The sequence below is a fragment of the uncultured Microbulbifer sp. genome, from assembly GCF_947489355.1.
In the GTDB taxonomy this organism is placed as follows: Bacteria; Pseudomonadota; Gammaproteobacteria; order Pseudomonadales; family Cellvibrionaceae; genus Microbulbifer.
The window spans coordinates 25914-49891 of sequence record NZ_CANLDD010000029.1 but is presented as its reverse complement, the minus strand read 5'-3'; the positions used below and the strand labels follow the sequence as shown (position 1 = coordinate 49891).

Here is a 23978-nt window from a genome sequence, read left to right as displayed (position 1 = left end):
GGGAGCCGTATGACGCGAGAGTGTCACGTACGGTTCTGCGAGGGGCTGGCGGTGAGACTCCGCCGGTCTACTCACCCGTTTCTGACGTCCAGTTTCCGCGGAGCCTTTTACCGGCTGTACCTGGTTCTAGACATCTTTACCCGCAAATTTGTTGGCTGGGAAGTGCATACAGAGGAATCCGCCAATCATGCCATTACCCTGATCCGCAAAGCTTGCTTCGCTGAGGGTATCATCAGGAACGGTTTGGTGCTGCATTCGAACAATGGCGGACCAATGAAGGACGCCACCATGTTAGCTGCCCTACAGAGGCTCGGAGTGGTGCCATCTTTCAGTCACCCTTCAGTGAGTGAAGATAACCCCTATTCGGAGAGTCTATTCTGTACAATGAAATACGGTCCAGGCTACCAGAGCAAGCCGTTTGCAGCTACTGAAGTAGCCAGAAAGTGGGTAGGTTGCTTTGTGTAGTGGTATAACAACGCGGGTCGCCATAGTGCTACTTGTTATGTAACACCGAATCAGCTCACAGTGGCGAGGAGAAGCCACTGTTTCAGCGACGACTAGTAGTGATGAGAGGGCCAAACAGCTTACACCGGAGCGCTGGTCAAGTCAGATCAGGAATTGGGAGCTTGTGGGCGAAGTATGGCTGAACCCCAAAAAGAAAACCAGAAGGCCAGCGAGCGAAAATCCATGGTCATCTGATCAGTGAGCGCGACAGCTTTGTTGACAAACACCGACATACGTAAAACAGGAGGTCACGTATAAATGGATAATTCGAATACCGATGGGTCTATGGCTATAGCATTGGTTTATGGCTCGAGCATAATAAGAGGCACTTTTTTCTCAATTATTTTTTTTACAATAAATCTATTGACTGGGTGTGGCGATCTTCCCGATGACGGAGATAATATTAAGCGCCAATGGGTCCTATCTATAACCCCTTCAAAGCAAACCAGTTATATTCGACGTCACTACTTTAACGGCAGGGTTAAATTTCACCAACAAGTCAATATAGGATTTGAGCAAGACGGTCAAATCAATGAAATGCTGGTTAATGAGGGAGATGTGATTGCGAAGGGGCAGCCTTTGGCCAGGTTAGATCGGAAAATCCTAGATGCACAATCAAAACAACTTAAGTCGAAGCAGGATGACTTAGAGTTTCAATTGGAGTTGGCAAATAAAAGCCTCGATCGCCAGAAATCCCTTCATAGCGTTGGTCATTCTGCGCTGCAAGCACTAGATGAATTTAAATCCAGACAGTATTCGTTACGTGCATCTATAAATCAACTACAGCAAGAGATCAATACCAATCAGATTCGTTTAGCTAAAACTACGTTGCTTGCTCCGTTCGATGCCGTTGTTACCCGTGGCTATATTGATACAGGGTCAGTGGTTAACCCAACCGTGGCGGTATTTCAATTATTGGAAACCGAAACTGTTGAGTTATACGCCGGGATACCTATTCGGTTAATCGATGAAATACAGATCGGTGATTACTATCCGGTAACGATTGCCGAGCGTGAATTAAGCGCAAGAGTCATTGCGGTGGGGGCACAGGTTGAAACTGCTACGGGAATAGTCCCGGTTCGTTTTGCTATCGATGACCCGTTATTACGTCATGGAGAATTGGCTATGATTCGTATCGATGAAGTTTACTCAGAGGAAGGGTACTGGATACCTATTACAGCAGTCACTGATGGTTTGCGTGGAACGTGGAAGGTGCTCACGTTAGAAGCAGGTAATTCCCCTAATTCATTAACGGATATAAAACGCATTGGTCAAGTTAATGTCACTATTCAACATATTTCAAATGATAAGTTATTTGTTTCAGGCGATTTGGAAAATCGAAAGATTGTACTCGATGGATTGCATAGGCTTGCTCAAGGGCAGTTAGTCGTAGTGACGACCGATAATCAGCCAAAGCCTGGATTATTACAACAATGATCGCTCGATTTATTTGCAACTACCGCTTCATTTTACTCTCAGTCGGTGTGTTGTTCATTGCGGGGCTAGGCGCATTGAAGTCTTTACCTCGAATGGAAGACCCGCGGGTTATCAATCGATTTGCTACCTTTCTTGTTGCATTTCCCGGCGCAACGGCAGAGCGTGTTGAAGCATTGGTCACCCGTAAACTCGAAAATAAGCTCAAAGAAGTCGCTGAAATTGCATTGATTGTATCTGACAGCCGCCCAAATGGTGCCGTTGTGACCATCGAGCTAGATGATGCTATTAACAACCCAGAGCCTGTTTTCTCTGTAATCCGAGATAAGGTAAAAGATATCGCTGCTGACTTTCCCGCAGAGGTATTACCCCCCAAATTTGAAGACCAGGCTTTTGCGGCACTTACCTGGATTGGCGCACTTCAATGGCGTGGAGCAGGTGAACCTGATCTTAATTTGTTAGCTCGTTACAGTCATGAATTGGAAAATCGTTTACGAAATTTAATGGGTACGGAATACGTTGAGACATTTGGCCTGCCGGAAGAAGAAATAATCGTTGACGTTGATCCAGTGAAACTTACCTCCATGGGATTGAATCTGCAAGATGTCGCTCGTGCAGTAGAAGGGGCGGATGCAAAAGTAGCGGCAGGCCAACTAGAGCATGCTCGTTATCATTGGCAAATAGAGGTGGCGGGGAAGCTTGATACGGTAGATAGAATTCAATACATACCCTTGGCAATTTCTTCCGATAGACATTATGCAGGATTTATTACTCGATTGGGCGATGTTGCCAGTGTTCATCGAGGTTTAAAAGAGCCACAACCTGAACAGGCAATCATTTATGGTAAGCAAGCGGTTGTTGTTGGTGCACGTATGCAGCCCACTATTCGAGTTGATCGCTGGACATTGACCGTAGAAGATTTGATAGAAAATTTTCGACATGAATTGCCTGAAAATATCATCATCGATCCACTGTTTAACCAGACTCAATATACAGAAACCCGCCTTCATGATTTAGTCATGAGTATAGCGGTCGGTTTTATTGTTGTTATTGTGGTGTTATTGCTTACACTCGGGTTAGCATCGGCGATCGTTGTGGCCCTTTCTTTACCCCTAACAGTTGCTTTTACGTTGTTTTGCATGCAGTTGCACGGTTTGGAAATTCATCAAATATCGGTTACGGGGCTTGTGGTGGCATTAGGAATTGTAGTGGACAATGCCATTGTTTTTTCAGATGCTATTAGCCGCTACCGAGCCGAAGGTTTATCTGTTAAAAGCGCTGTATCCAAAGCACTCTATCATTACTGGGTTCCTCTTGGAGGATCAACTATTACCACCATTCTGGCATTTATGCCGGTTGTTTTGATGCCAGGGCCTGTAGGTGAATTCGTTGGTCCGCTTGCCCTAACGGTCATTTATTCTCTTGTGGGTTCTTATCTTATTTCCCATACCATTGTGGTGGGTTTGGCAGGTCGTTTCTCAGCAGCACCTAAATCTTCTACAAGCATGTGGTACGACACAGGGGTGTATTCACGGACGGTAAAGTACGGCTTCATCAACAGTATGCGCTGGAGTCTTGCTCATCCTAAAACGCTTTGTGCATTGATTGTTATGCTTGCGGCAGTTGGTTTTGCCAGCGCTCAGCTATTGACTGAAAGTTTTTTTCCGCCAGCTGATAGAAATATGTTTCATATAGAGGTCTATAATTATCCCGGCAGCAGTCTGAAAGATACCCGGGAATTAACAGAGCGTATCAGTTCGGCAGTTTTTAATCATGAAAACCTTGCTGCAGAGGATATAACCAGTTTACACTGGTTTATAGGCAACTCGGCCCCCAAGTTTTACTACAATATGTCCAGTGGTAATGATGGCATGCCTCATTATGCCCAGGCAATGGTAACGACGACAGACTTTCGTGCAGCTAATCGGCTTATTCCAGTATTACAGGAAAAATTGGATAAGTATTTTACTCAGGCACAAATATTTGTTCGCAAGTTGGAACAAGGTCCGCCCTATGATGCACCAGTAGAATTGCGTTTGTTCGGTGAAAACTTGCATACTCTTCGTGATATAGGCGAACAGCTCAGAGCTTTTTTAGCGAGTACACCCTATGTGTTACACACCAAGAGTACCCTCAGTCCGGCGACACCAAAGATTACTGTGCAGATCAATGAAGCTAAGGCTTCATTAGCAGGTTTATCCCCGCGTGAAGTAGCACAGCAATTAGGATCTGCTTTGACAGGAGAGATTAGGGGGGCAGTACTCGAGGATACGCAAGAAATTCCGGTACGCGTTCGAGTCCCCACTGAGGATCGAGCCAGCCTGGAAACGATCTTTGCGCATTCATTGGGCTCAGCGCAATTGACCTCGACTCAGGATATTGCTGATTTATCACTTACTATTGACAACTTAGGTGATTACAAAGTTGTACCTTCACGTTCAAATATCAGTCGTCGTAATGGTGTTAGAATCAATACAGTTCAAGCTTTTATCGATAGTTCAGTATTGCCCAGTACGGTGCTGCAAAGTCTTGAATCAACATTATCTGCTGAAAATTTTATGTTACCGCCAGGGTATCGAATGGAGATTGCCGGGGAATCAGCTGAGCGGGACGAAAGTGTAAAAGAGCTGGAAACTTATGTCAGTGTTATTGTTGCACTATTAGTTATTGTATTGGTGTTATCCTTCAATAGTTTTCGTCTTGCAGGTTTACTATTTATCGTAGCTGCCTTTTCGGCATGCATGGGAATTTTTTGTGTATTTTTGGCTCAGTTTTCATTTGGTTTTATCGTCATCTTTGCACTAATGGGATTGATGGGGCTGGCCATTAACGGAGCCATTGTCATTTTGTCTGAATTAAGAAAGTCTGACTGTGCTTGTAGAGGGAATAAGACAGCAATTATCGAAGGAGTATCTTCCTGCTCTCGACATATCCTTTCAACGACGTTGACTACCGTTGGAGGTTTTATGCCATTGATTTTGGGTGGCGGTACATTTTGGCCTCCGTTTGCTATCGCCATAGCGGGAGGCACATTATTTACCACATTACTATCATTGTATTTTGTGCCCTCGGCTTTCTTTCTTATGGCCAGGAAGCAAAAATTTGAGCCCAATGATCAGGAAATATACGATGTTCCCTAGCCCGAATTTTGCATGATTCCAGACACAGAGCGGCGGAAAGTCTTATCATTACCGGTGTATACGGCAGTCCAATATGAAATTCCACAGTGACAGAATGCTACCAACCTGAACTCCGATTTTCATCTTTTTCCCGCCGTAAAATCACTGCAGATTTCACTGGTGGTGATTTGACCTCCAATGCTGGGTCTCTGCTTTTACGTGAGTGCGACCAGCGCCTTGGTTTGTCTCGCTCTGTGCCCGAAATCGTGAATGACCCGCACCGCCCAGCCTGTGTCGAGCACGGCACTGAACAGCTGGTGCGCCAGCGATTGCTGGCCATTGCCGCCAGCTACGAAGGCCTGAATGACCACGATCAACTGCATTTCGATACCGTACTCCGTGTAGGCAGCCAGCGTTTGGGCCCTCTGGCAAGCACGACCACACTGTGTCGCTCTGAACAACAGCAGGACCGCTCCATCGCCACTGGCCTGCACAAGGCACTCTTCGACCAGTTCGTGACTCACCACAAGAAGCCGCTTAAACGGTTGGTGTTGGACTTTGATGCCACGGACATCCCGGTGTACGGGGAGCAGGGGCAACGTTTCTTTCACGGCTATTACGACAGCTACTGCTTCATGCCGCTCTATGTCTTCTGCGGTCGGCATCTACTGGTGAGTTATCTACGCCATTGCGGCAGGATGCCGCCAAACACTGTTGGGCCATCCTCGCCCTGCTGGTAAAAGCACTACGTCAAGAATGGCCCAAGGTGGAGATTGTCTTCCGGGGAGGCAGCGGTTTCTGCCGCCATTAACACTTCCTCAGTGGCGAGCTGATTTTCCAGTGGAGGATTTAGCCATACCTCACTTACTTGATTCCAGTTCCTAGTATGGCGTGCCCATCGCTGTGGATTGCATCGTTTAGCCTCTTCATACACGGCATGGCGATGCTTCAATAGTGAACTTTTCTCGCCACTGTGGCGCTGATTCGGTGTCACATAGCGAACAGCACTGTGGCGGTGATGGTTGTTGTACCACTGCACAAATTTATGTACCCATTTCCTGGCTGATCCAATGCTTTCAAACGGCTTGTTCGGATAGCTTGGCCCATACTTTCATAGGCCCGCCGTTATCCGAGTGCAATACCAGCCCGCGCTTTATACTGCCCTCCGCAAGCTGGGCTTTGCGGATCAGTGTGCTGGCATGGTCAGCAGATTCCTCAGTGTGCACTTCCCAGCCAACGATCTTCCGGCTGAAGACATCAAGGATCAGATACAGCCGGTAGAGGGCGCCACGCATACTGGACGCCAGGAAAGTAATGTCCCAGCTCCAAACCTGATTGGGCCCCTCAGCCCGGTATCCCTTGGGTTTGGCGACTGTACTTGGTACTTCTGCTTTACCGCGCCGGTGCAGCTGATCCGCTTCACGTAATATCCGGTAAAAGCTCGACTCAGAGGTGATATACTAACAAGGTGGAAGGGAAGAATACTCTTATCTCGGGACCGTATGATGCATGGGCGCCGATTACGAGCGTACAGGGAGGTATTCACAGCGTGCCCCGAGAGGAGGGTATTCTTTGCTTCCGACCCGGTATAAGTCCCTTGGTCTGCCAGAAGCGGGACTATCTGTGATCGCGGCAGGCTTTGGTATTCCGGCTGGTTGCAGATATTCAGTACCTTTTGCCGCTCCTCGACACTGAGCTTGTTACTGGGAGTTCGCAACCGGGCGGTACTCTTACGTTGGTCCACGAAACTTCCTTTCTGCAGAGCTTTATTCCAGCGTTGCAGTGTTCGCACAGTGATATCCAATCGGCGCAGGCCTTATATCGGGTAGCTCCTGCGGCTAACGCTTCTTCGATCGAATCAATGGCCATCTGACGGTCTTCCAGAGCGACTATTCGTCCCCCGCTTTCCCCCAGATGGCTTGGGCCTTTTTTTGCAACACCAGTAATGCTGCGGCCTCGGCCAGTGCCTTCTCTTTGCGCTTGAGGTATTTCTCCAGCGCGCGGCTCTTCTTGCGTTCCTGCTGCAGTTCCCGACGCTCCTCTACAGACAAGCGGTCATGGCTGCTGGCTCCGGCGACGGCTGCCTCGCGCCAGCGCTGCACCTGCTCAGCGTAGAGCCCCTTACGGCGACAATACTCTGCCAGCTGTTCTTCATTCAGGGCCGCAGTCTCGATCACTACGGCTAACTTGTTCTCCCCGCTCCAATTCTCGGGGTTCTTCGGATCAGCTGGCACCGCTACGCCCTGGTTGCGAAATTGATTACGCCAATTGTACAGGGTTGGCTCGGAAACGCCGGTCTTCCGGCTGACTTGAGCTACTGACATGGCATTTGGCGGCATCATCATTTGGGCCGCTCGCTCTTTAAAGCCATCGTTATATCGTGACATTCTCCACTCAATTACCGTCCCCAAATACGCTATTGATTAAAAAGTGGACGCGACAACTATGCTGACATAGGCGGGGTGCAGGCGCAGCACCGTGAAGTACATTGCAATATGGTTATCCTGATGCCAGGGCAAGCCGATCACAAGTCCTTGCAGCTGCTCCGGGGTCAAGGTAAGGCGTTCGCCCTGCCAAGGTTTGTCCCAGATAAAGCCGCCCTGGTGCAGGCGACGGTCAGAGAGCCACAGACCAAAGCCATCGTGTACCAGCACCTTCGTCCGATTGCCGCGCTTGTTGGTAAACAGATAAGCGCAGTGAAACTTGGCCTCACCAAACACCTGGACGGCACGGCACGCATATCCAGCGGCTCGGTGGATATCCAGATATCATCGACCGTGGATCACGGCTGCAGGGCCTGGAGCCAGGGATGGCGCGGTCAATTTGGGCAAGTGGCCAGCGTACATTGATTACGGCCCCCCGTACTGGGTTTAGATGAGGCGGAGCTGCAGGGGCATTAATCCGGCACTGCGCGTGAAATTTGATCGGCCGTAATTTTAGTCGACTCATTAAGGCTCATTTCGCGAAATTGTAGATTGGCCAGACGGGCGTAGAGTTCGCAGTTGCGCAGCAGTTCCTGATGTGTACCAGTGGCGATGACCTGGCCCTGATCCAGCACGGCAATTTTATCTGCATGCAAAATAGTGGACAGGCGGTGCGCAATGATGACAGTTGTGCGGCCGTGCATTAGTTCCTGTAGTGCCAGTTGAACCTGGTGTTCACTCTCGGTATCCAGCGCACTGGTAGCTTCGTCCAGTAATAATATGGGGGGATTGTTGAGGATGGCTCGGGCCAGTGCAATGCGTTGGCGCTGGCCACCTGAAAGGCGAACACCCTGTTCCCCCAGATGGCTTTGGTAGCCCTCAGGCAGCGCGCTAATGAATTCGTGAGCGTGTGCGGCACGGGCGGCGGAAATGATCTCTTCATCGCTGGCATCGAGTTTACCGTAACGAATGTTGTAGCGGACATCGCCGGTGAACAGCGCCGGCTGCTGGGGTACCAGCGCCAGGTTTTCTCGCAGCTGCTCCAGGCTGAGGGTGCGAATATCGTGACCGTCTAGTTCAATGCGGCCCTGCTGTGGGTTGTAAAAGCGCTGAAGCATTTCGAATACAGTGGATTTTCCCGCACCGGAAGGGCCTACCAGTGCAAGGCTTTTGCCTGCTTCTATGGTGAGGGAGAAATTGTCCAGCGCGCGTTGATTGAGTCGGGTCGGGTAGCTGAAACTGATGTTGGTCATGCGCAGTTCGGGCTGCTTGCTGCGGGCAATAACAGCGGGTTCTTCTGGCGATGAAATGAGGCTGGGTGTATCAATAAGCTCTACTAGCCGTTCGGCGGCGCCCGCGGCTCGCAGTAAATCACCCCAGACCTCGGATATTGTCGCGAAGCCTGATCCAACCATGATTGCGTAGAAGACAAAGGCGCCGAGTTCGCCGCCACTCATGCGTCCGCTCAGCACATCCTGCCCTCCTTCCCAAAGCATGCCCGACATGCCAGTAAATAGCAGTAAGATTGCTCCACAGATGAGCAGTGAACGCTGCCAGATGCGTCGTCGTGCAATGGCAAAGGCGATTTCAACTTCGCGCGAAAACGCGCTGCTTTCGAAGTTCTCCCGGGTGTAACTTTGCACCACACGAATATGCTGAATCACTTCCCCTGCATAGCTACCGACACTTGCGATACTGTCCTGGCTTTCGTTAGAGAGTTTTTTAACCCGGCGGCCAAACACGAGGATCGGTAGCAAAATCAGCGGTACCCCGACGGTGATAATGAGGCTGAGCTTGAGATTCGTGATAAACATCATCACCAGCGCCCCTGTTGTGGTGAGGCTGCTGCGCAAGGCCATGCTAAAAGAGGAGCCAATAATGGTTTGCAGTAAGGTGGTGTCGGTGGTCAGCCGAGACATGATTTCGCCCGAGCGATTCGTCTCGAAGTAGCCCGGGTGTAACCGGACGATGTTATCGAAGACGGCTTTGCGAATATCGGCACTCACTCGCTCTCCCAGCCAGGACACAAGGTAAAACCGGATAAAAGTGCCCACAGCCATCGCTGTTGCGATCATAATCAGCAAAGTAATGGCGCTCTTCAAGTCGGCGCTGGAGTCACCGTTAAAGCCGTTGTCGATGAGTACTTGCACGCCCCTACCCATAGAGAGCGTCGCGCCCGCAGTGAAGAGAAGGGCAGCGATGGCAGCCACAACGCGCAGTTTGTAGTGGGCGAGAAAACCTAATACCGGACGCAGCGAGCCAACGCCTTGAGTCTTGCCTTCGCTCACAATGTGTATCTCCGTGTCTGTGGCAGATCAATAGTTTGGACTGATTGGGGCTTTATCACTGCTGTGGTCACTGCCGGTTGGAGGGCGTGCTAGTGTAATGACTTCGCTCGGCTATTGATACTCGTTTAATATTCGCTTGGTATGCGCTGAACTGATATTCCAGGCCCGGTCCAGAGGGAGCACACCGCATGACAGGGCAGTTTGAAGACATGGTCGTCATAGTTTCAGGCGACAGTAGAGAGCTGGGTCAGGCAATGTCCCTGGGTTTTGCCGTGGAGGGGGCAAGCGTCTGGCGGCGTTGGAGAAGAATCAACCATAGACGCCCACAAATTGAGAGGGTCGGCCTTAGGGCTGTTTTTTTCTCCTCGACAGGCCTATAGACCGTTAAGAAGGGTATATCCGATTAGCTTCTGACGTTGATTGACTCAGCTGTCTTAAATTTAAGCATAAGGAGGTCGCAATTGGTACGGATACCCGCTTAATAGCGGTTTGTAATCGATTCAGATACTGGCGGGAAGGTGGATTTTACAGTTTCCCAAGCTATGTACCCAGCGTATCAGCAAGCCGAGCCTGCCCAAGCGGCATAATTCCAATCAAATTGCCTCCGGCAAACCCAGGGTGATTCAGCCGGTGTCCTCCAGAGGCAATAGGATACGCTTTCCAGCAAGCTCCTGGTTTAGGGCAAAGAAAGGCATCTGGTGACTGCCTTTCCGATATCCCTCAAGCTTGGCTAAAAGCTTGGCCTTTTTATTTGGCTTGCTATCGACTGTTGGTTTAACCTAATTGGCCTAGAATTTTTCCGGGGATTGCTTAGCAACTGTGCTTGCAGCAGCTTCTACCGCTGCCAGCGCGTTAATAATGCCGTACCCGTAGAACCGGTTTGGGGATGCCGTATTATCGGCAGTATTGCGTAGAATATCCCGAACTTGAGACGCGCTAAGATTGGGGTTGGACTGGAGTAATAACGCAGCGACCCCCGCAGTTAATGGGCAAGAAAAAGACGTACCGTTGGCATACGAATAGCGGGTATTTGAGCTTGAACTGGCGACGCGTACGCTTGAACCCATCGCCATAACGTCCGGTTTGATTCGACCGTCAGCCGATAACCCGACCGAGCTAAATGATGAACGCGAACCTGACGAAGTCACCGCGCCAACCGCCAGGACAAAATGACCGTCGGAAGGCGCACCTAAGGTATTTTGGCTTGAGTTTCCACCATTACCTGCAGAGTTAATTACCACGATACCTTTTTCTGCTGCGAGGTCGGCACAAATTGTAACGATGGCGGTGTCACCGTCCATATCCGACGGAGAGTAGTCGCCGCCGGAGTCAAAGTCATTGTAACCTAGAGAGCTGGTAATAATTTGCGCACCGTTTGTATCTGCCCACTCAGCCGCTGCGCACCAGTTATCTTCTTCGACGTGTAATTCTGATTCGGTATTTTCGGTTTTGGCCAAATAATACGTCGCGCCGTACGCCGGGCCGATTAAATCGCCTGGGCTATAACCACCGACGGTGCTGAGAGTGTTGGTACCATGACTACCGTTGCCCATGCCGCCGTCACCCACATCTGGGTCACCGTTGACAAAATCCCAGGTGCCGGCGATATACATTTGATTAAAAGCTTCATGGGTTAATCGATTGAAGCCTGAATCAAAAATAGCCACGATGACTCCGCTACCGTTATAGCCCATATCGTGAACAGGGGGTACGTTGATTTGATTGTTCTGGGTAAAAGAATTGCCATAATCTAACGAAGTAGCCACCTCAGGTTGCGCCAACAGTGGCTGCTGCGTGTCTTTAAGTTGTTGCGGCGGGCTAACTGGATCGGGTTTACGCTTGATTGATTTCACCAAGGTGATTTTCTTAATGAATTTTAGTTTGGATAATTGCGCTAGCACTATCGGTGTGGTTTCTACGGAGACGGCATTAAGCGCTTTTAAGGGATGTCTTATTTTACTCACTTTAGCTTTGACCGAATTAAGGTACTCAGGATTGATCGGTATATCGGTCAAGTCGACCAGGTTATCGACGCCACGATTGACGATCCGACGCTGTAAAGCGCGCGATGAAAGAGACTGCTTTGCTGCTAACAGTTTTGCATCGAGATTGGCTCCTTTATCTTTAAAATAAATAAAGGCCGAAACTTGCTGTTGCGCTTTTTCTGTCGACAAAAAAGTTTGTATTTTGTGTGAGAGTATCTTTGAGTTGGTTTGTGCTGTCAGGCTCGATGGTAGAAAAACTAATAGCGCAGCTAGGCCGAGTAAAAATTTATTCTTACTTATATTGAGCTGGAACATTAGTTTAGCTCCTCCTTATAATAGTCAATTAAATTGGCTTTATATATCTGAATTTTCACATGCCTTTTTTGAATAAGATCCAGGCTAGAAAACTTTCACCCTCAATTAAGTGTTTATAATTCAGGTACAGGTAACTAAATAACATTTATACCTTAAACTATTATTGGAATGAGGTATGGCCGTAATAGATCAAAAGAGGCGTAAGGTAAGATCTAGGCAATCAATGAATGCCGAACACCTAGAATCGTGCCTTTGATATTAAACGGATATATTCTATTTAGTTAAAAATTGACATCTTCTCCATCCTCAAGGACGGCGATGCCCAGCCGCAAAACTTTCAGGCTACTGCCGGGTATCGTCGGACAATTATAGACGCCCATAAATTGAGAGGGTTGGCCTTAGGGCTGTTTTTTTCCTCAACAGCTCTTTAGACAGTTAAGAAAGGTATAACCGATTAGCTTCTGACGTTGATTTACACAACTGTCTAAAATTTAAGCATGAGGAGGTCGCAAAGGGGAGCCCTTTGGGTATATTTAGCCGCGCCGGCAAAGGGCAGAAGGTTTTACGGCTGTTGCGCTAATACGTTGCCGAATTGAGGTGTAATTGGGCTTAGCGCTTGGTGCGGTTAGCTTTTTATCTTTATGTGACTGGCGATCCTGACAGAAACTGGCGGTTTGTTTAACGGGTTATGGGCGATCAAATACGTTTTCCAAGCTATTTGATCGCCGCTACACTAGGGCCGCTGTTTTCTAGGAATACCCTTCATTTCTAGCCGTGAGGAATTTCTGATACTGGAACGCCGCTCCCAGCATACACAACCCCACCAGCATGCAGACCACAATCTTCTGTATCAGAGAAAAGTCCTGCATATCCCACAACACAATTTTCAATGCGCCAGCACCGTACAATAGCAATGACAACTTCAGAAGCTTGTGGGTGTCCGGTTTCAGGGTCTGGAATAGTAACAGTGTCGCGTGACCCACCAGGGCGAAAGATATCGCCGGTAGCCACATGGTTTCTAACAGTTGAGCCAGCACGGCGATATAAACCGGGATTGCTGTCAGGTGCAGTGCCCACAGGTTAAACAGCCGGCGACCGGGCCATACGGCTCGATTGGCGAAGAACCGGTGGTAAACCAGCAATGAGGCAATGCCCAGGGCGGTCAGATTATACAGCCCCAATAGTGGCGCCTTGCTGGAGCCGGCAATCACAGCGACAACTTGTAGCAACGTAATACACTCAAACAAACGCAGGCTCAGCCTGTAAAACGGCGTTAGCTGGTTGCGCAGCGGTGCCAGCCTCGGCTTAAAGGCATACAGGCTGGCGAAGTACAGCTGGCTCAGCAATAGGGTCAGACCAAAGTCCTGGCTCAGGGCGTAACCGATAATAAATAGCGTTGCGGCGAGATAGTAAAAGGCCAATGGAAAGATCGGTTTGAGTGCCTGGTGCAGGGCCAATTGCCAATCCGGGCCAATGGGCTTTCGCTGTAATCCCCGACCAATCCACATAAGGCCAGCCAGTGATGCCAGCCCCAAGAGCAGTCCACTTGTGGCCATACCCTGCCAGTGCCCAAACTCCCGCAGGACGCAAGCGAAAATGGCCACAAGGCTCGCGCCAGTAATCAGAACACGCAGTTCCTGCTGCAATAATTCCAGTCTTAGGCGGGTGTAGAGGAAGAGGGTAATGGCGCAGGATAGCCACACGGCGATGGGGAGGTAATCGCTGGCTTTATGGGCGACTGTCGGCAGGAAAAATAGCGGTAACAATGCGTAAAACAGCTTGCGCAATTTCAAAGACAGGGAGAAGCCGCTGGATTGCATATTCGAGCGATAATAAAGCACCGCAATCAGCCAAAGGCTGAGGAAGGCTTCCACACTGGCAATCTTTCCATAAGATATCTGGTCGTAGAAGTGGAAGTTACCCACAATGGATGCACTCACCAGCAACGGGATAAACAGCAGCAGGTAGTGACTGAGCCCCAACCACTCGCTAAATGCGGAGCCTGTGCGCTGTCCTCGCCAGATCAGGAAACCCATGGGTAGCAGGGCGAGCAACCACATGCCCTGGGGCCAGAGGATTGCGACTGACAGCAGGAAACTTGCGGATAAAAACAGGGCAAAGGCGTTATCTGCGAGAGCCGCTAAATAGTGCTCTGCTGGGGTGATCTGGTCGGAGCAATGGCGCAACAACCGGGTGAGTGCGAAGGCAGCGGCGCAGAGTGCCAGCCAGTTACCCCAGCCCGCGTCTGCGTTCAATGACAACAGCAGTGGTGCGGGAGCGACTCCACCGGCTACCCAGGCCAGAGCTTGCCACAGCATGGTCAGACCCGCGGCGGCGAGGGCGATGTAGCCCTCGCTGCGCACGCTGGTAAAACCAAAACGCGCCCCGAGAAAAATCAGCAACAGCCCTTCAAGGCACCATACGATCCCCAATAAAGCGGGGCTGCACAGCGCCAGGACTGCCAGGCCAGCCAATAATCCACCGTGTAGCAAAGCCATATTCTGGACTGCGCGAGCGAAATCACTGCAGGCGCTGTAACCAAACAGCCAGCGTGAATAAATGGCGAAGGCTACCCAGGGCAGAAGATTGAGCAGCCACACCAGGCCCAGCACATTGCTGCTCGGTGCCAAAGACCAGCTGATATGGATAAACAGCACCAGGTTCGAGGCAATAATAACTAAGCGACTTCGCTCCAGCCCTTTCGTGCTTAGCCCTCGCAGGGCGTGGTGGGCGAACCCGTAAAAGAAGCCGTGCAGTAGCAGCAGTGGCCCCCAGGTGGGGGCTGTTTCGTCGAGGTTTGAGATCGAAAACTCAAACATACCGGCACTCAGGGCCATGGTCACCATCGCCAGCTGCGGCCAGCGTATCCGCCTGGACAAATGTAGCATGGCGAGCGCGAGTGCGAATAAATAGCTGAGGTAAATAACTGCCGATGGGTCCAAATGATTCGTCACCAGCGGCATGGTGGCGCCCCCCAGCAGGGTCACCATGGACACTACCCGGGTTTCAAACAGCAGGGCGAGTAAATACGACAGCCCTGTTGTCACCACTAGCAAGCCCACCCCAATTGGAATAGGAACCAGCTGGTAATAGGGCCCGGCAAAGTAACCACACAGGTAGAGAAGAATAACCCCGAGCGCAATCAGCCCTGAACCATAGTCCGCCATATGCGGCATGCGCCGGCTGAAGGTCACACCGCCAAATGCCGTTGCGCCCGCAATCAAAAAGCCCAGGGTAACTTTGCCGGCCGGACCCAGGTAGGCGTTGAAAGAGAATTGCAGCAGGTAGGCAAAGCCAAGTACCAGCGCCAGAATGCCGGCTGCGGTCATAAAGAATACTGGCGCCTTGCCCTGGCGCTGGTAGTGACGATAAAAGCCCACAAGGGGCTCCCATACCCGATTGAGCGGTTCCAGAGCCGGTACCAATAGGCCAACCCCCTCCTGTAACCATTCGGAGGATACTGATGGTTTACTTTCTTTTTTTTGGGGGGGGCCGGGTTCGGGGGATTTAAGCGCGGGCGATGCCGCCGCAGCAGCTATGGCTGCCGGCTGAGTTTGCTCTACGGCCCGGCGGGCCTCGGGATGTGTGCCCATAAGAAGGGCCAGCTCATCTTCCAGCTCAGCAGTCACCTCGGGCAACGCTTCTTTTTGCGCTGCATTAGCCCGCTGCAGCTGCGCCTCAAGGGCCGATAGCCTGCGCTCAAAGGTATCGAGGCGGTGCTGGTTATCCTGTTCCAGTAAAGCCAGATCCGCACGAAGCGACAGTAGCTCACTTTCCATACTTACCCCATTTTAATATGGCTATTGGGAAACATAGACTTACCATTCAAAGCAGCGCTTTAGTTGGTTTCCCAGGAGGGGGAGGGTGGGGAGGGAAAATCGTTATCCCCTTTGATGATTTTCTCGCGAGTCGAGCATTGTACGGCTTTTCCAGCCACTAGTTAAGTGTTGTCTAGTTCTAATTTCTCGGCCATACGGTATCGTGTCAGTTCATTTAAGAGCCAGGTTTGAGACTTTTCCTTTGGCTGGTTTTCGCACTTGATATGGTAAGGCTGACCGCTAAAGGTGCTTTTGCTGGCGCTCAGTTCGATAAACGCCTCGGCGCTGTCAATTTTGCTGGAGAAATATTGATATTTTTTCTTCATATGCTCCACTGCTTCCAAGCTGCTGTGTTCGCTGCCGTTTCGGATGAATGTACAGCCAGAGGTGGATACAAATTGAATCAGATGTTTTATCTCCTTAGGTGCGCTATCTGCCTGTACTGAAAGAGGGGCTAGCATGGAGGAAATAAAAGCAAGGAAAATGGCCAAGTGTCTTGTCATTTTTCTATCCTTGGGCGGTGAAATTTTGCGAGGGGTGAATAGCGTTATAAATCAGCATTGCATTAAATTCCTCCCCTCATGGCCCCGAACAAAGTCAGCTGATCAGGGCTTTAGGTGCGTGACTACAGCCTCTAAACCTATAGTGTCGAGGCTATATACAGTATACTTTATTCTGGGAGACTTCAGGTACTTTTACGTACTACTGCCTTCACAGTGCACTGTACGCTTTTACGCTCGTCTTCCCCTACAATTTCCGAGGACTCGGTCAGTATCTTGGATACGGTGAGTTCAAAGGCAGAAATAACCTCCATCATTTCCTTTTTGCAATTAGTGATATTGACTGCATTAGAGATAGCTGAGTTATAGCTTATTTTGTGCGAGAAATTACGCTCATCTTCACCATTTCGGCTTCTTTTGATGCTTTGGTAGACCTCCTTGCCGGCATCTACGGTATCCCCAATAATGCCGTCAGGTTTTACTTCGAGCTTCATGCAGGAAGCGGTGGCAATGGCTAATACAATAATGGTAAAAACCTTGTTCATTTTTTCTTCTGACTGTGAAAGGAAAATAATTTTAAGTCTGAAGCAGTACTTAATTCCGTTGAGGGTTAGCTTTCCGAAAAAGCCCCTCACTATCCTCACTAAATAACTGTTTGATTGTACTTTGGCGTTTTTCAGGGTTAATTTTTTAGCTTCTTATGCAGATTCCCTTTAAAGTCAATCGATAGCCAGCCTTGTGTCGTCTATTTTTTCTCAATCTGGTCGAGTGGTGACCAGCCGGCCCGGCCCGATTGCGGCCAATTAAAGCGAAAAATCGGCGTCAGTACGAGATAGACCGGCAACCGTGCGAAAGACCAAGAGTGCTTCATTGTTTGCTTGCCCTCAAAATTGACCCACCTGGATGGCCGGATTATGGTCTAACGGGAGTTTCTTTTGCCAGCCTTCCCCTCTGCTTGTTGAGTGCCGGAAGCGATAACTGTCATTACCTGTTTCGATACGTTGGCAATGATGAGTGAGTGAATTCAGTCGAGGCTAGTTGGCTGGCACAGAGGTTTGAGCAATCTCGTTGCGGACCTTGTGTCGATAACAAAATCATCGCCCCCGCGCTTATCTTCAACCGCATCAGGGTTGTGGTAGGGGCTCATAAATCCCTATAGGAGCCAAGCTGCTTACTGAACTGCTTGGCCAAGTTGGCTTCTATGCCCTTGAGAGTTTCTGTATCGTGAACCAAGTTAGCCACGCTGTCGTTATCAACAGAATCCTCATTGAGGGTGATGATATCACTCAAAGTCAGGTGGCCAAATTCACTATTCCACTACACTTCGTTGAGTTAGCTTTCTGTCTCAGTTTGATTGCACATAAACCTTTCAAATAGCGAGATAGTCTCCGCTGAAAGATAGGGATGCTGAATTACGGAAATGCGGTTATGGAAAACTTCTTTGGCAGTCTCAAACAAGAGCAGATTCAGTGGTGACACTATCAAACCCGCTGCGAGGCCCAGCAGGGTGTGTTGCGTTACATTTCGATGTGGTGCAACATCCAGAGCCTGCATTTGTATCTGGGATACCAAAGCCCAAATCACTATGAATCAGAAATGGCGAAGATCAGAAAAGCGGCTTAACTCGGGTGTACAGAAATGCTGGACCACGTCAATTGTCGACAAAACAGGCGAAATCAGGCAGGTTGCAGCGGATAGGGCCCCATAGAAGCAATGGGGTCAGGATCCTAAATCATGTATTAGAAGAGGACGGTCAGGTGGTGTCTAAGTGGATGAAAATCCTGGCACTTGGGGCAGTATTGTCACTGGCAGGCTGCAGTGGGGCCAAGACGCCAGACTTGAGTGAGAAGAGCATCGCTGAATTGCAGGCGATGATGTCCGATGGACAACTCAGCTCAGTGCAGCTGGTGGAGTACTATCAGGCGCGTATTGCTAGGTACGATCATGGCGAAAAGGGCTTGAACTCAATTATTGTGGTCAATCCCGATGCCCTGGATATCGCCAGACAATTGGACCAGGAGCGTGTACAAGAAGGTAGCAGGGGCCCTCTGCACGGTATCCCGGTACTGCTAAAAGACAATATCGATACCGCCGATAAGATGCCAAATACCGCAGGGTCGCTGCTGCTGAAGGATAACCTGCCCAAGCGGGACGCCCCTCTGGTGGAAAAACTGCGTGCGGCGGGCGCGGTTATACTGGGCAAGGCGAATCTGAGTGAGTGGGCCAACTTTCGCGCGCATCCATCCAGCAGTGGCTGGAGTGCGGTGGGCGGACAGGTTCGTAACCCCTATCAGGAGGGTGCCAACCCCTGCGGCTCCAGCGGTGGTTCGGCCGTGGCCGTGGCCGCGGATTTGGTAGCCGTATCAGTGGGCACCGAGACCGATGGTTCGCTGACCTGCCCGGCAGCCATTAACGGCATTGTCACTATCAAGCCAACCCTGAACCTGATCAGCCAGGGTGGCATTATCCCTATCGCCCATAGTCAGGACACCGCCGGACCAATGGCACGCACCGTTGCCGACGCTGCCCTGTTGCTGGAATCCATGATCGACACTAAGTTGAACTACAGCTCAGCGCTTCAGAAAGACGGTTTGCATGGGAAGCGTATTGGCGTGGTACGCAATCTGATGGGCTACGACCAAAACCTGGACAACACCTTTGATGCGGAATTGAAAGCGTTGCAGGAACAGGGCGCGGAGCTGGTCGACAGCTGTGACATCGCCACTGTCGGGCAGTTTTCAGAGCCGGAATTCACCGTCTTGTTATCGGAGTTTAAGGCGGGCATCAATGCGTACCTGGAGCAGGCTGACCTGCCTGAGGTGCATAACCTGAAAGCGCTGGTTGAGGGCAATAAGCAGCTTGCGGACAAGGAGCTTGTCCACTTTGGGCAGGAGTTGTTCGAATACGCTCTGCAAGCCCCCGCATTGACAGATTCCGCCTATATACAGGCGCAGGAAAGTGCCAGGCGCCTGGCCGGTAAAGAGGGGATTGATGCCGCCCTCGATCGTTGCGATGTGGACCTGTTGATTGCTCCGACTGTGGGGCCGGCCTGGCAGACCAACTATGCGCGTGGCGATCAATTCGAAGGCTCGGCCAGCAGCCCGGCTGCAGTAGCCGGCTACCCACACATTACGGTGCCAATGGGTTATGTGGAGGGATTGCCGGTCGGGATCTCCTTTTTTTCCGGTGCCAATACCGAGTCGCTGTTGATCGGGGCTGCCTACAGCTATGAACAGGCAACCCATCACCGTACTGCGCCAACCCTGGAGTGGATCACCAGTGCCGCTGAAACTGAGTGAGCGGATGTGCGAAACACGGTGGAATAATGGTAAGTGCCTCGCCAGCCCCAGGCTTTCCAGGCCAGTCGATATGTCGTAGTGTACCCCCTTTTTAAAAGGGGTTCTATGAACAGACGAAGCTACAGACACAGTACGGGTCCGTGTGCGTTAGTACCCCGTCATGATGAGTACCCCTGCCCCCGGCAGGGCCTCAGACGAATCGACATTGGTTGGCTGAATCAACGCGTTGATCGCGGTCCCACACTGATCCCCAGTCAAGCCGTTATTGAGTAAGACCTGTACAGGTCGCGAACTTCTGTACTTCTCACCTGCCCCCGCATCGGAAAATAACTGCAGTTCTATCAGATAGGCACCGGTTGATGGATTGCCAGTGTGCCCAACCCCAGGGAGCGCACAGTCACCATCGGCGGCTTCCACACAGAAATCCAGGTGCGAATGAATGCTGCCGTCCTGCGCAGCCTGGTCGATTGGTGATTCGAGGGGGCCTTCGAGACCGCCGTACGACCATATCGTTCCCTGTTTGTAGAATGCCAATTCAACCGGATCGTTTCGCAAAAAAACTTCGAAAGGAATATTGCCGAAATACCGCACGCGCTCCCCGTTGACGGGGCCTATCCACGCCTCGATAGTTGGATCCCAGTAGCGGAGCGCTCCCAAAGCACGAAACCACAGGTTCTCGCCATCTAAAAGGCCGCCGGTATTTACCACCCAGCCAGGATCATCCGTTTTGTGTGGTCCACCACCAAAGTCACCAAAATTTGCCGGCACCACGATGTTGCCGGTATCCGCACTGAGCGGAAAAGTGCCCGCAGAGTCGACCAGGATTTTAGCGCCTACTGCAGCCGGTGGGACAATATCGATGAAGAGGTCAAAGTGTCCAAAGTCGTTACAGCTGCTGTATTGAGCGCTCACCTTCAGGCTTGTTGCGACCAGCAATAGCACGCCCACTAAGTTCCGTAACTGCCTATAGCAGCAAACCACGCATCGCATTCCCATCTTACCACTCCCAGCTGAGCCCCAGCTCCAGGGAACGACCTGGCTCCGGAGCAAAATTTCGAATAAATGATGTAGCATTGTGAATTTCCTGGTCACTCAAATTCATGCCTTTGAGGAACACGCTGGCGTTGTCAAGCCATCCCGTCAGCTTGTAGTGCAAACTCGCATTCACTTCAAGATAACTGTCGGTCTCTGTCTCGAAGGCACCGGGGTTGTTTTGCGCAGCCACATAAGTTGCTGTGATATCGAACAACCATTGCATCGAAGACCATTCAGCCCCTGCGCCAAGACGCCAGGGTGGCATTCGGGGAATGTCTTCATTACCAGTGCCGCTGCCACCAGCACCTTCTAAATGTCCCTCCACGTAGTCTACAAACCAGTCGACTTGCAAGGTACCGCGAGCGACAGAAACTCCAGGCCAAAACCATTGAACCTCGCCACCCTGTATCACTGCATCATTCTGTTGGTATTCATAAACGGGCAGGCACTCGGCTAGCCGAACGCAGTTAATGCGAAACAGTTGCTCGGCGAGGTCGTAGAAAATCCCTGTATTATTCTGATAGATAAACCCGTCCACTTCACTGCGAAATAGCCTGATTTGGGTACTGCCCAGGCCGTGCGACCAATCCCACCCCAATTCCAAGCTGTTAAACAGCTCTGGATCTGGAATGTTACCATCGGAGCGCAGCAGCAAACCGAGGTCGAAACTGCGGGTCGCCAAGTGTGGCCCCAATGACAAGAACTCATGGACATCTGGCGTACGCTGATGTCTGCCGAGTGCTGCGAACCATTGATGATTCTCCAGCTCATAGTCAACACCCAGCTGGAAACTGCCGGTCTTATATTCCATGGGCGCGTGCATGAGCTGATAATTATTCGGGCGAAGGGGAGCTGTTAGTTCGAGTTGGCGAATCTCCGTGATATCGAAACGCCCGCCCGCCTGAAAGGTCCAGGCCCCGTGCTGCCATTTTTCTACCAGGTAGATGCCAAAACTGGTCACATCCGAGGGGGGCACAAAGTTTTCATCGCCCGTAGAGGAAAAATAGCGATCAATGGCTTGTATCCCGATCACCCCCTCAAAGCCTGCAGCAAGGTTGTGCTCAAGACTCAGTTTAGCTTCGGTAACATCATTGACAAAGTGCGTACCCGAAAATCCGCTCTCCATTTCGAAATGTTCGTAGTTGACTGTCGCTATTTGCAGCTCTAGCTGCTGCAAAACGTTTTGCTGAAATCGGTAGCCCCCTCTAAAGTCGTAACGCTGTTGTTCGAGATCAATACGGATCAGCGGATCACCGTCTTCGCCCGCGCCGTGGTTGTGACCACTGTCTCGAGGTTCTGTATGACTTCCCGGTGGTATGCCGTAGTCGTATTTCATATTCCGGGCCGAAGCGCCGATGTACCAGTGCTCCTCGGTCAATGCGGCACCGATCGAATAGCCCTTCGCCTCAGCATCACTGTTGGCAATATAGCCACAGGTATTCGACTGACTTGCATCAAAACCCAACTGACGATTCACCTGCACGACATCAATGGCGCAAGCGGGGATCTCGACATCATCATGATTTCTGTTGTACCCATCAATATGAAAACCGAAGCGCTCATTCTCAATGTTGAACTTTGCAGCAGTGGTTGTTTGAGCGTGATCGTTAATAAGTTCTGTTCTCCACTCAATAGCACCAGAGTGTGATTGCCCTGATTTTGTAAAGGGGATACGCTGTGTATCCACATGTACGACGCCCCCTACCGCAGCATTACCAAACTCAATACTTGAAGCGCCCTGGAGTATCTCTATGCGTTCTGCTAGTAGGGGCTCTATGGCGACAGCATGATCTGGACTGAGCGATGAAGCGTCCCAGCTTCCGATGCCATCTTCTATGATCCTGACGCGTACGCCAGACAAACCACGCAATACTGGCAAACCAACACTGGGTCCAAAGGTGGCGTTGTGAACTCCTGGCTGGTTTGCCAATGTCTCTCCCAAGGTATTGCTGATCTCAAGGCGAAGTTCATCGCCAGCCAGGATTACGCCAGACTGACCGGTTCGAAACTGGTCATGGGCTCCCTGTTCTTTCTGGCCAGAGACAATGACCTCTTCGATCTCTTTATGTTCTTTGTCCTCGGGATCTTCTGCTAGCCCCGGCTGGGTGATAGCCAGAACGACGAACCAACCTGCTACCTGCCTAAACGCCTTCAGCACTTGATACCTCATGTATTTAGTTGAGTGAATGAGTTAAAGGGCCCGCAGGGCGGGCCAGATGTCTGTCAAGCAGACTGGAAGACAGGGGGTCGGTGATTTAAACCTCTTGTGCGCACCAAGCCCCCACGCGTAACAGTACAGAGAACATCATTATTGCCGCTGCACTACAGGAGAGGCATTGGCAAGGAAAGCGTCGATACTCGCTTCATAGGCCGCTTCATCTAAACCAAAGTTGAATGCGATGTAGTAGCTTTCAGATGCGCCATAAACTTGGTTGCTGCCCGTGCTGTCAAAGCCCAACAGCTGCATTTCAATCAGGTAAGCACCCATCGCTGCATCCGGGTTGATCTTATAATCGATATGTGAATGGAAGCCACCCACAGCATCTGCAGCACCGACAAAACCAGAGCTGCCAGCTACTACGCCTGCGGAACTAAACACAGTCTCTGCACCAAAAGTATCGATCACAGTCACCTGGTCAGCTGTCGTCGTCGTCCAGGCAGTGCCGTCCCAGAACTGCAAGGTAGCGACACCGGAGAAACCGATGATATCGCCGGGGTTCAACACGCCACTCTCTTCATGGGAAGCGTATCCCGGATTGTCTGTGGCAAAGGGGCCTTCATCGAAATCGAAGAAGTCGGCTTCAAACAACAATACCTCTCCATCGCTGGTAAGGACACCCCCTTCGGGGGCCTCGCCTTCACCAGATTCGTGCATATGGTCCTCAAGCTCGATAACAATCTGACCATTGTCAACGTCAAATACAACATCGTTGTGTTGCGCGTGGGACAGAACAGCCAGGGCGCCCAGTACACCTGAGGCAATCCACTTTAAAATACTTTGCATGAAAGATCTCCTTACATCCCTTATAAGAGTTAGTCGATAATTTATGAATTATTCAAACAACAAAACGTCGTACTTTTCGCAAGTGCTCGCTGGGACAACACTGTTCAGATACGATCCGTAGATGCTCTTGCAAGATTGCCCAGGCGGTAAAACTGGTATACTATATCATATCATTTTCTGATTGCCATCCTTGCTAAGTCACATTTTACTGTCTGTAAAGACACACATAAACCTGTAAGGAATGCATCATAGCT

General features: G+C 50.6%; 18 protein-coding genes and 1 pseudogene. 6 read left to right on the top strand and 13 right to left on the bottom strand.

Features of this window, described 5'->3' with window-relative positions:
- The 4 genes from Q1A48_RS12650 to Q1A48_RS12635 form a co-directional block, all read left to right on the top strand.
- A partial coding sequence (locus Q1A48_RS12650) for a DDE-type integrase/transposase/recombinase (RefSeq protein ID WP_299945359.1) occupies positions 1–465 on the top strand: 465 nt, incomplete at its 5' end.
- A 297-nt stretch (positions 466–762) separates the two neighbouring features.
- Positions 763–1941 carry an efflux RND transporter periplasmic adaptor subunit gene (locus Q1A48_RS12645; protein ID WP_299945357.1) on the top strand — a complete coding sequence of 393 codons (1179 nt, stop codon included), beginning with the start codon at positions 763–765 and terminating at the stop codon, positions 1939–1941.
- On the top strand, positions 1938–5078 hold the full coding sequence (locus tag Q1A48_RS12640) for an efflux RND transporter permease subunit (RefSeq protein ID WP_299945355.1): 3141 nt from the start codon (positions 1938–1940) through the stop codon (positions 5076–5078). Before Q1A48_RS12645 ends, Q1A48_RS12640 begins: the two co-directional genes overlap by 4 nt.
- Positions 5079–5164: 86 nt before the next feature.
- The gene (locus Q1A48_RS12635) at positions 5165–5797 is read left to right on the top strand and encodes a transposase (protein ID WP_299945353.1); all 633 of its coding nucleotides are present in this window, start codon (positions 5165–5167) and stop codon (positions 5795–5797) included.
- A 5-nt stretch (positions 5798–5802) separates the two neighbouring features.
- On the opposite strand, the gene Q1A48_RS21845 is transcribed toward Q1A48_RS12635, so the two are convergent.
- The 10 genes from Q1A48_RS21845 to Q1A48_RS12590 form a co-directional block, all read right to left on the bottom strand.
- Positions 5803–6096 carry a hypothetical protein gene (locus tag Q1A48_RS21845; protein WP_366523411.1) on the bottom strand — a complete coding sequence of 98 codons (294 nt, stop codon included), beginning with the start codon at positions 6094–6096 and terminating at the stop codon, positions 5803–5805.
- A gap of 37 nt (positions 6097–6133) precedes the next feature.
- The gene (locus tag Q1A48_RS12630) at positions 6134–6466 is read right to left on the bottom strand and encodes a DDE-type integrase/transposase/recombinase (RefSeq protein ID WP_299945361.1); all 333 of its coding nucleotides are present in this window, start codon (positions 6464–6466) and stop codon (positions 6134–6136) included.
- A 480-nt stretch (positions 6467–6946) separates the two neighbouring features.
- A complete protein-coding gene (locus Q1A48_RS12625) occupies positions 6947–7444 on the bottom strand; it encodes a transposase (RefSeq protein ID WP_299945351.1) in 498 nt (165 codons plus the stop codon).
- 36 nt (positions 7445–7480) lie between these two features.
- Entirely contained in the window at positions 7481–7777 is a 297-nt protein-coding gene (gene tnpB, locus Q1A48_RS12620; RefSeq protein ID WP_299945349.1) for an IS66 family insertion sequence element accessory protein TnpB, read from the bottom strand.
- Between the two features lie 176 nt (positions 7778–7953).
- Positions 7954–9768 (bottom strand): ABC transporter transmembrane domain-containing protein, encoded by a 1815-nt coding sequence (locus tag Q1A48_RS12615; RefSeq protein WP_299945346.1) that lies wholly within the window; start codon positions 9766–9768, stop codon positions 7954–7956.
- A gap of 788 nt (positions 9769–10556) precedes the next feature.
- The gene (locus Q1A48_RS12610) at positions 10557–12068 is read right to left on the bottom strand and encodes a S8 family serine peptidase (RefSeq protein ID WP_299945343.1); all 1512 of its coding nucleotides are present in this window, start codon (positions 12066–12068) and stop codon (positions 10557–10559) included.
- Between the two features lie 749 nt (positions 12069–12817).
- Entirely contained in the window at positions 12818–15847 is a 3030-nt protein-coding gene (locus tag Q1A48_RS12605) for a DUF2339 domain-containing protein (RefSeq protein ID WP_299945340.1), read from the bottom strand.
- A 161-nt stretch (positions 15848–16008) separates the two neighbouring features.
- A complete protein-coding gene (locus Q1A48_RS12600; protein ID WP_299945337.1) occupies positions 16009–16389 on the bottom strand; it encodes a DUF5329 domain-containing protein in 381 nt (126 codons plus the stop codon).
- 182 nt (positions 16390–16571) lie between these two features.
- Positions 16572–16931, bottom strand: coding sequence for a hypothetical protein (locus Q1A48_RS12595; RefSeq protein ID WP_299945334.1), 360 nt, complete (start codon positions 16929–16931; stop codon positions 16572–16574).
- Positions 16932–17529: 598 nt separating this feature from the next.
- Complete coding sequence (locus Q1A48_RS12590; protein WP_299945331.1) at positions 17530–17676, bottom strand: hypothetical protein; 147 nt, start codon at positions 17674–17676, stop codon at positions 17530–17532.
- Positions 17677–17799: 123 nt separating this feature from the next.
- Between Q1A48_RS12590 and Q1A48_RS12585 the strand changes: the two are divergent.
- Together Q1A48_RS12585 and Q1A48_RS12580 are read left to right on the top strand one after the other, a co-directional pair.
- A pseudogene (locus Q1A48_RS12585) lies at positions 17800–18009 on the top strand (IS3 family transposase); the annotation flags it as partial.
- A gap of 137 nt (positions 18010–18146) precedes the next feature.
- Complete coding sequence (locus Q1A48_RS12580; protein WP_299945328.1) at positions 18147–19685, top strand: amidase; 1539 nt, start codon at positions 18147–18149, stop codon at positions 19683–19685.
- A gap of 147 nt (positions 19686–19832) precedes the next feature.
- Here the strand turns inward: Q1A48_RS12580 and Q1A48_RS12575 are convergent, their stop codons facing one another.
- From Q1A48_RS12575 to Q1A48_RS12565, 3 genes are all read right to left on the bottom strand, one after another.
- Complete coding sequence (locus Q1A48_RS12575) at positions 19833–20627, bottom strand: hypothetical protein (protein WP_299945325.1); 795 nt, start codon at positions 20625–20627, stop codon at positions 19833–19835.
- Positions 20628–20682: 55 nt separating this feature from the next.
- Positions 20683–22878, bottom strand: a complete 2196-nt coding sequence (locus Q1A48_RS12570) for a TonB-dependent receptor (protein WP_299945322.1) — start codon at positions 22876–22878, stop codon at positions 20683–20685.
- A gap of 150 nt (positions 22879–23028) precedes the next feature.
- Complete coding sequence (locus Q1A48_RS12565; protein ID WP_299945320.1) at positions 23029–23724, bottom strand: hypothetical protein; 696 nt, start codon at positions 23722–23724, stop codon at positions 23029–23031.
- Positions 23725–23978: the final 254 nt, after the last annotated feature.

Coding starts and splice junctions, on each gene's coding strand:
- Q1A48_RS12645 (WP_299945357.1), top strand. CDS start 763: ATGGATAATTCGAATACCGATGGGTCTATGGCTATAGCATTGGTTTAT.
- Q1A48_RS12640 (WP_299945355.1), top strand. CDS start 1,938: ATGATCGCTCGATTTATTTGCAACTACCGCTTCATTTTACTCTCAGTC.
- Q1A48_RS12625 (WP_299945351.1), bottom strand. CDS start 7,444: ATGTCACGATATAACGATGGCTTTAAAGAGCGAGCGGCCCAAATGATG.
- Q1A48_RS12610 (WP_299945343.1), bottom strand. CDS start 12,068: ATGTTCCAGCTCAATATAAGTAAGAATAAATTTTTACTCGGCCTAGCT.
- Q1A48_RS12605 (WP_299945340.1), bottom strand. CDS start 15,847: ATGGAAAGTGAGCTACTGTCGCTTCGTGCGGATCTGGCTTTACTGGAA.
- Q1A48_RS12600 (WP_299945337.1), bottom strand. CDS start 16,389: ATGACAAGACACTTGGCCATTTTCCTTGCTTTTATTTCCTCCATGCTA.
- Q1A48_RS12595 (WP_299945334.1), bottom strand. CDS start 16,931: ATGAACAAGGTTTTTACCATTATTGTATTAGCCATTGCCACCGCTTCC.
- Q1A48_RS12565 (WP_299945320.1), bottom strand. CDS start 23,724: ATGCAAAGTATTTTAAAGTGGATTGCCTCAGGTGTACTGGGCGCCCTG.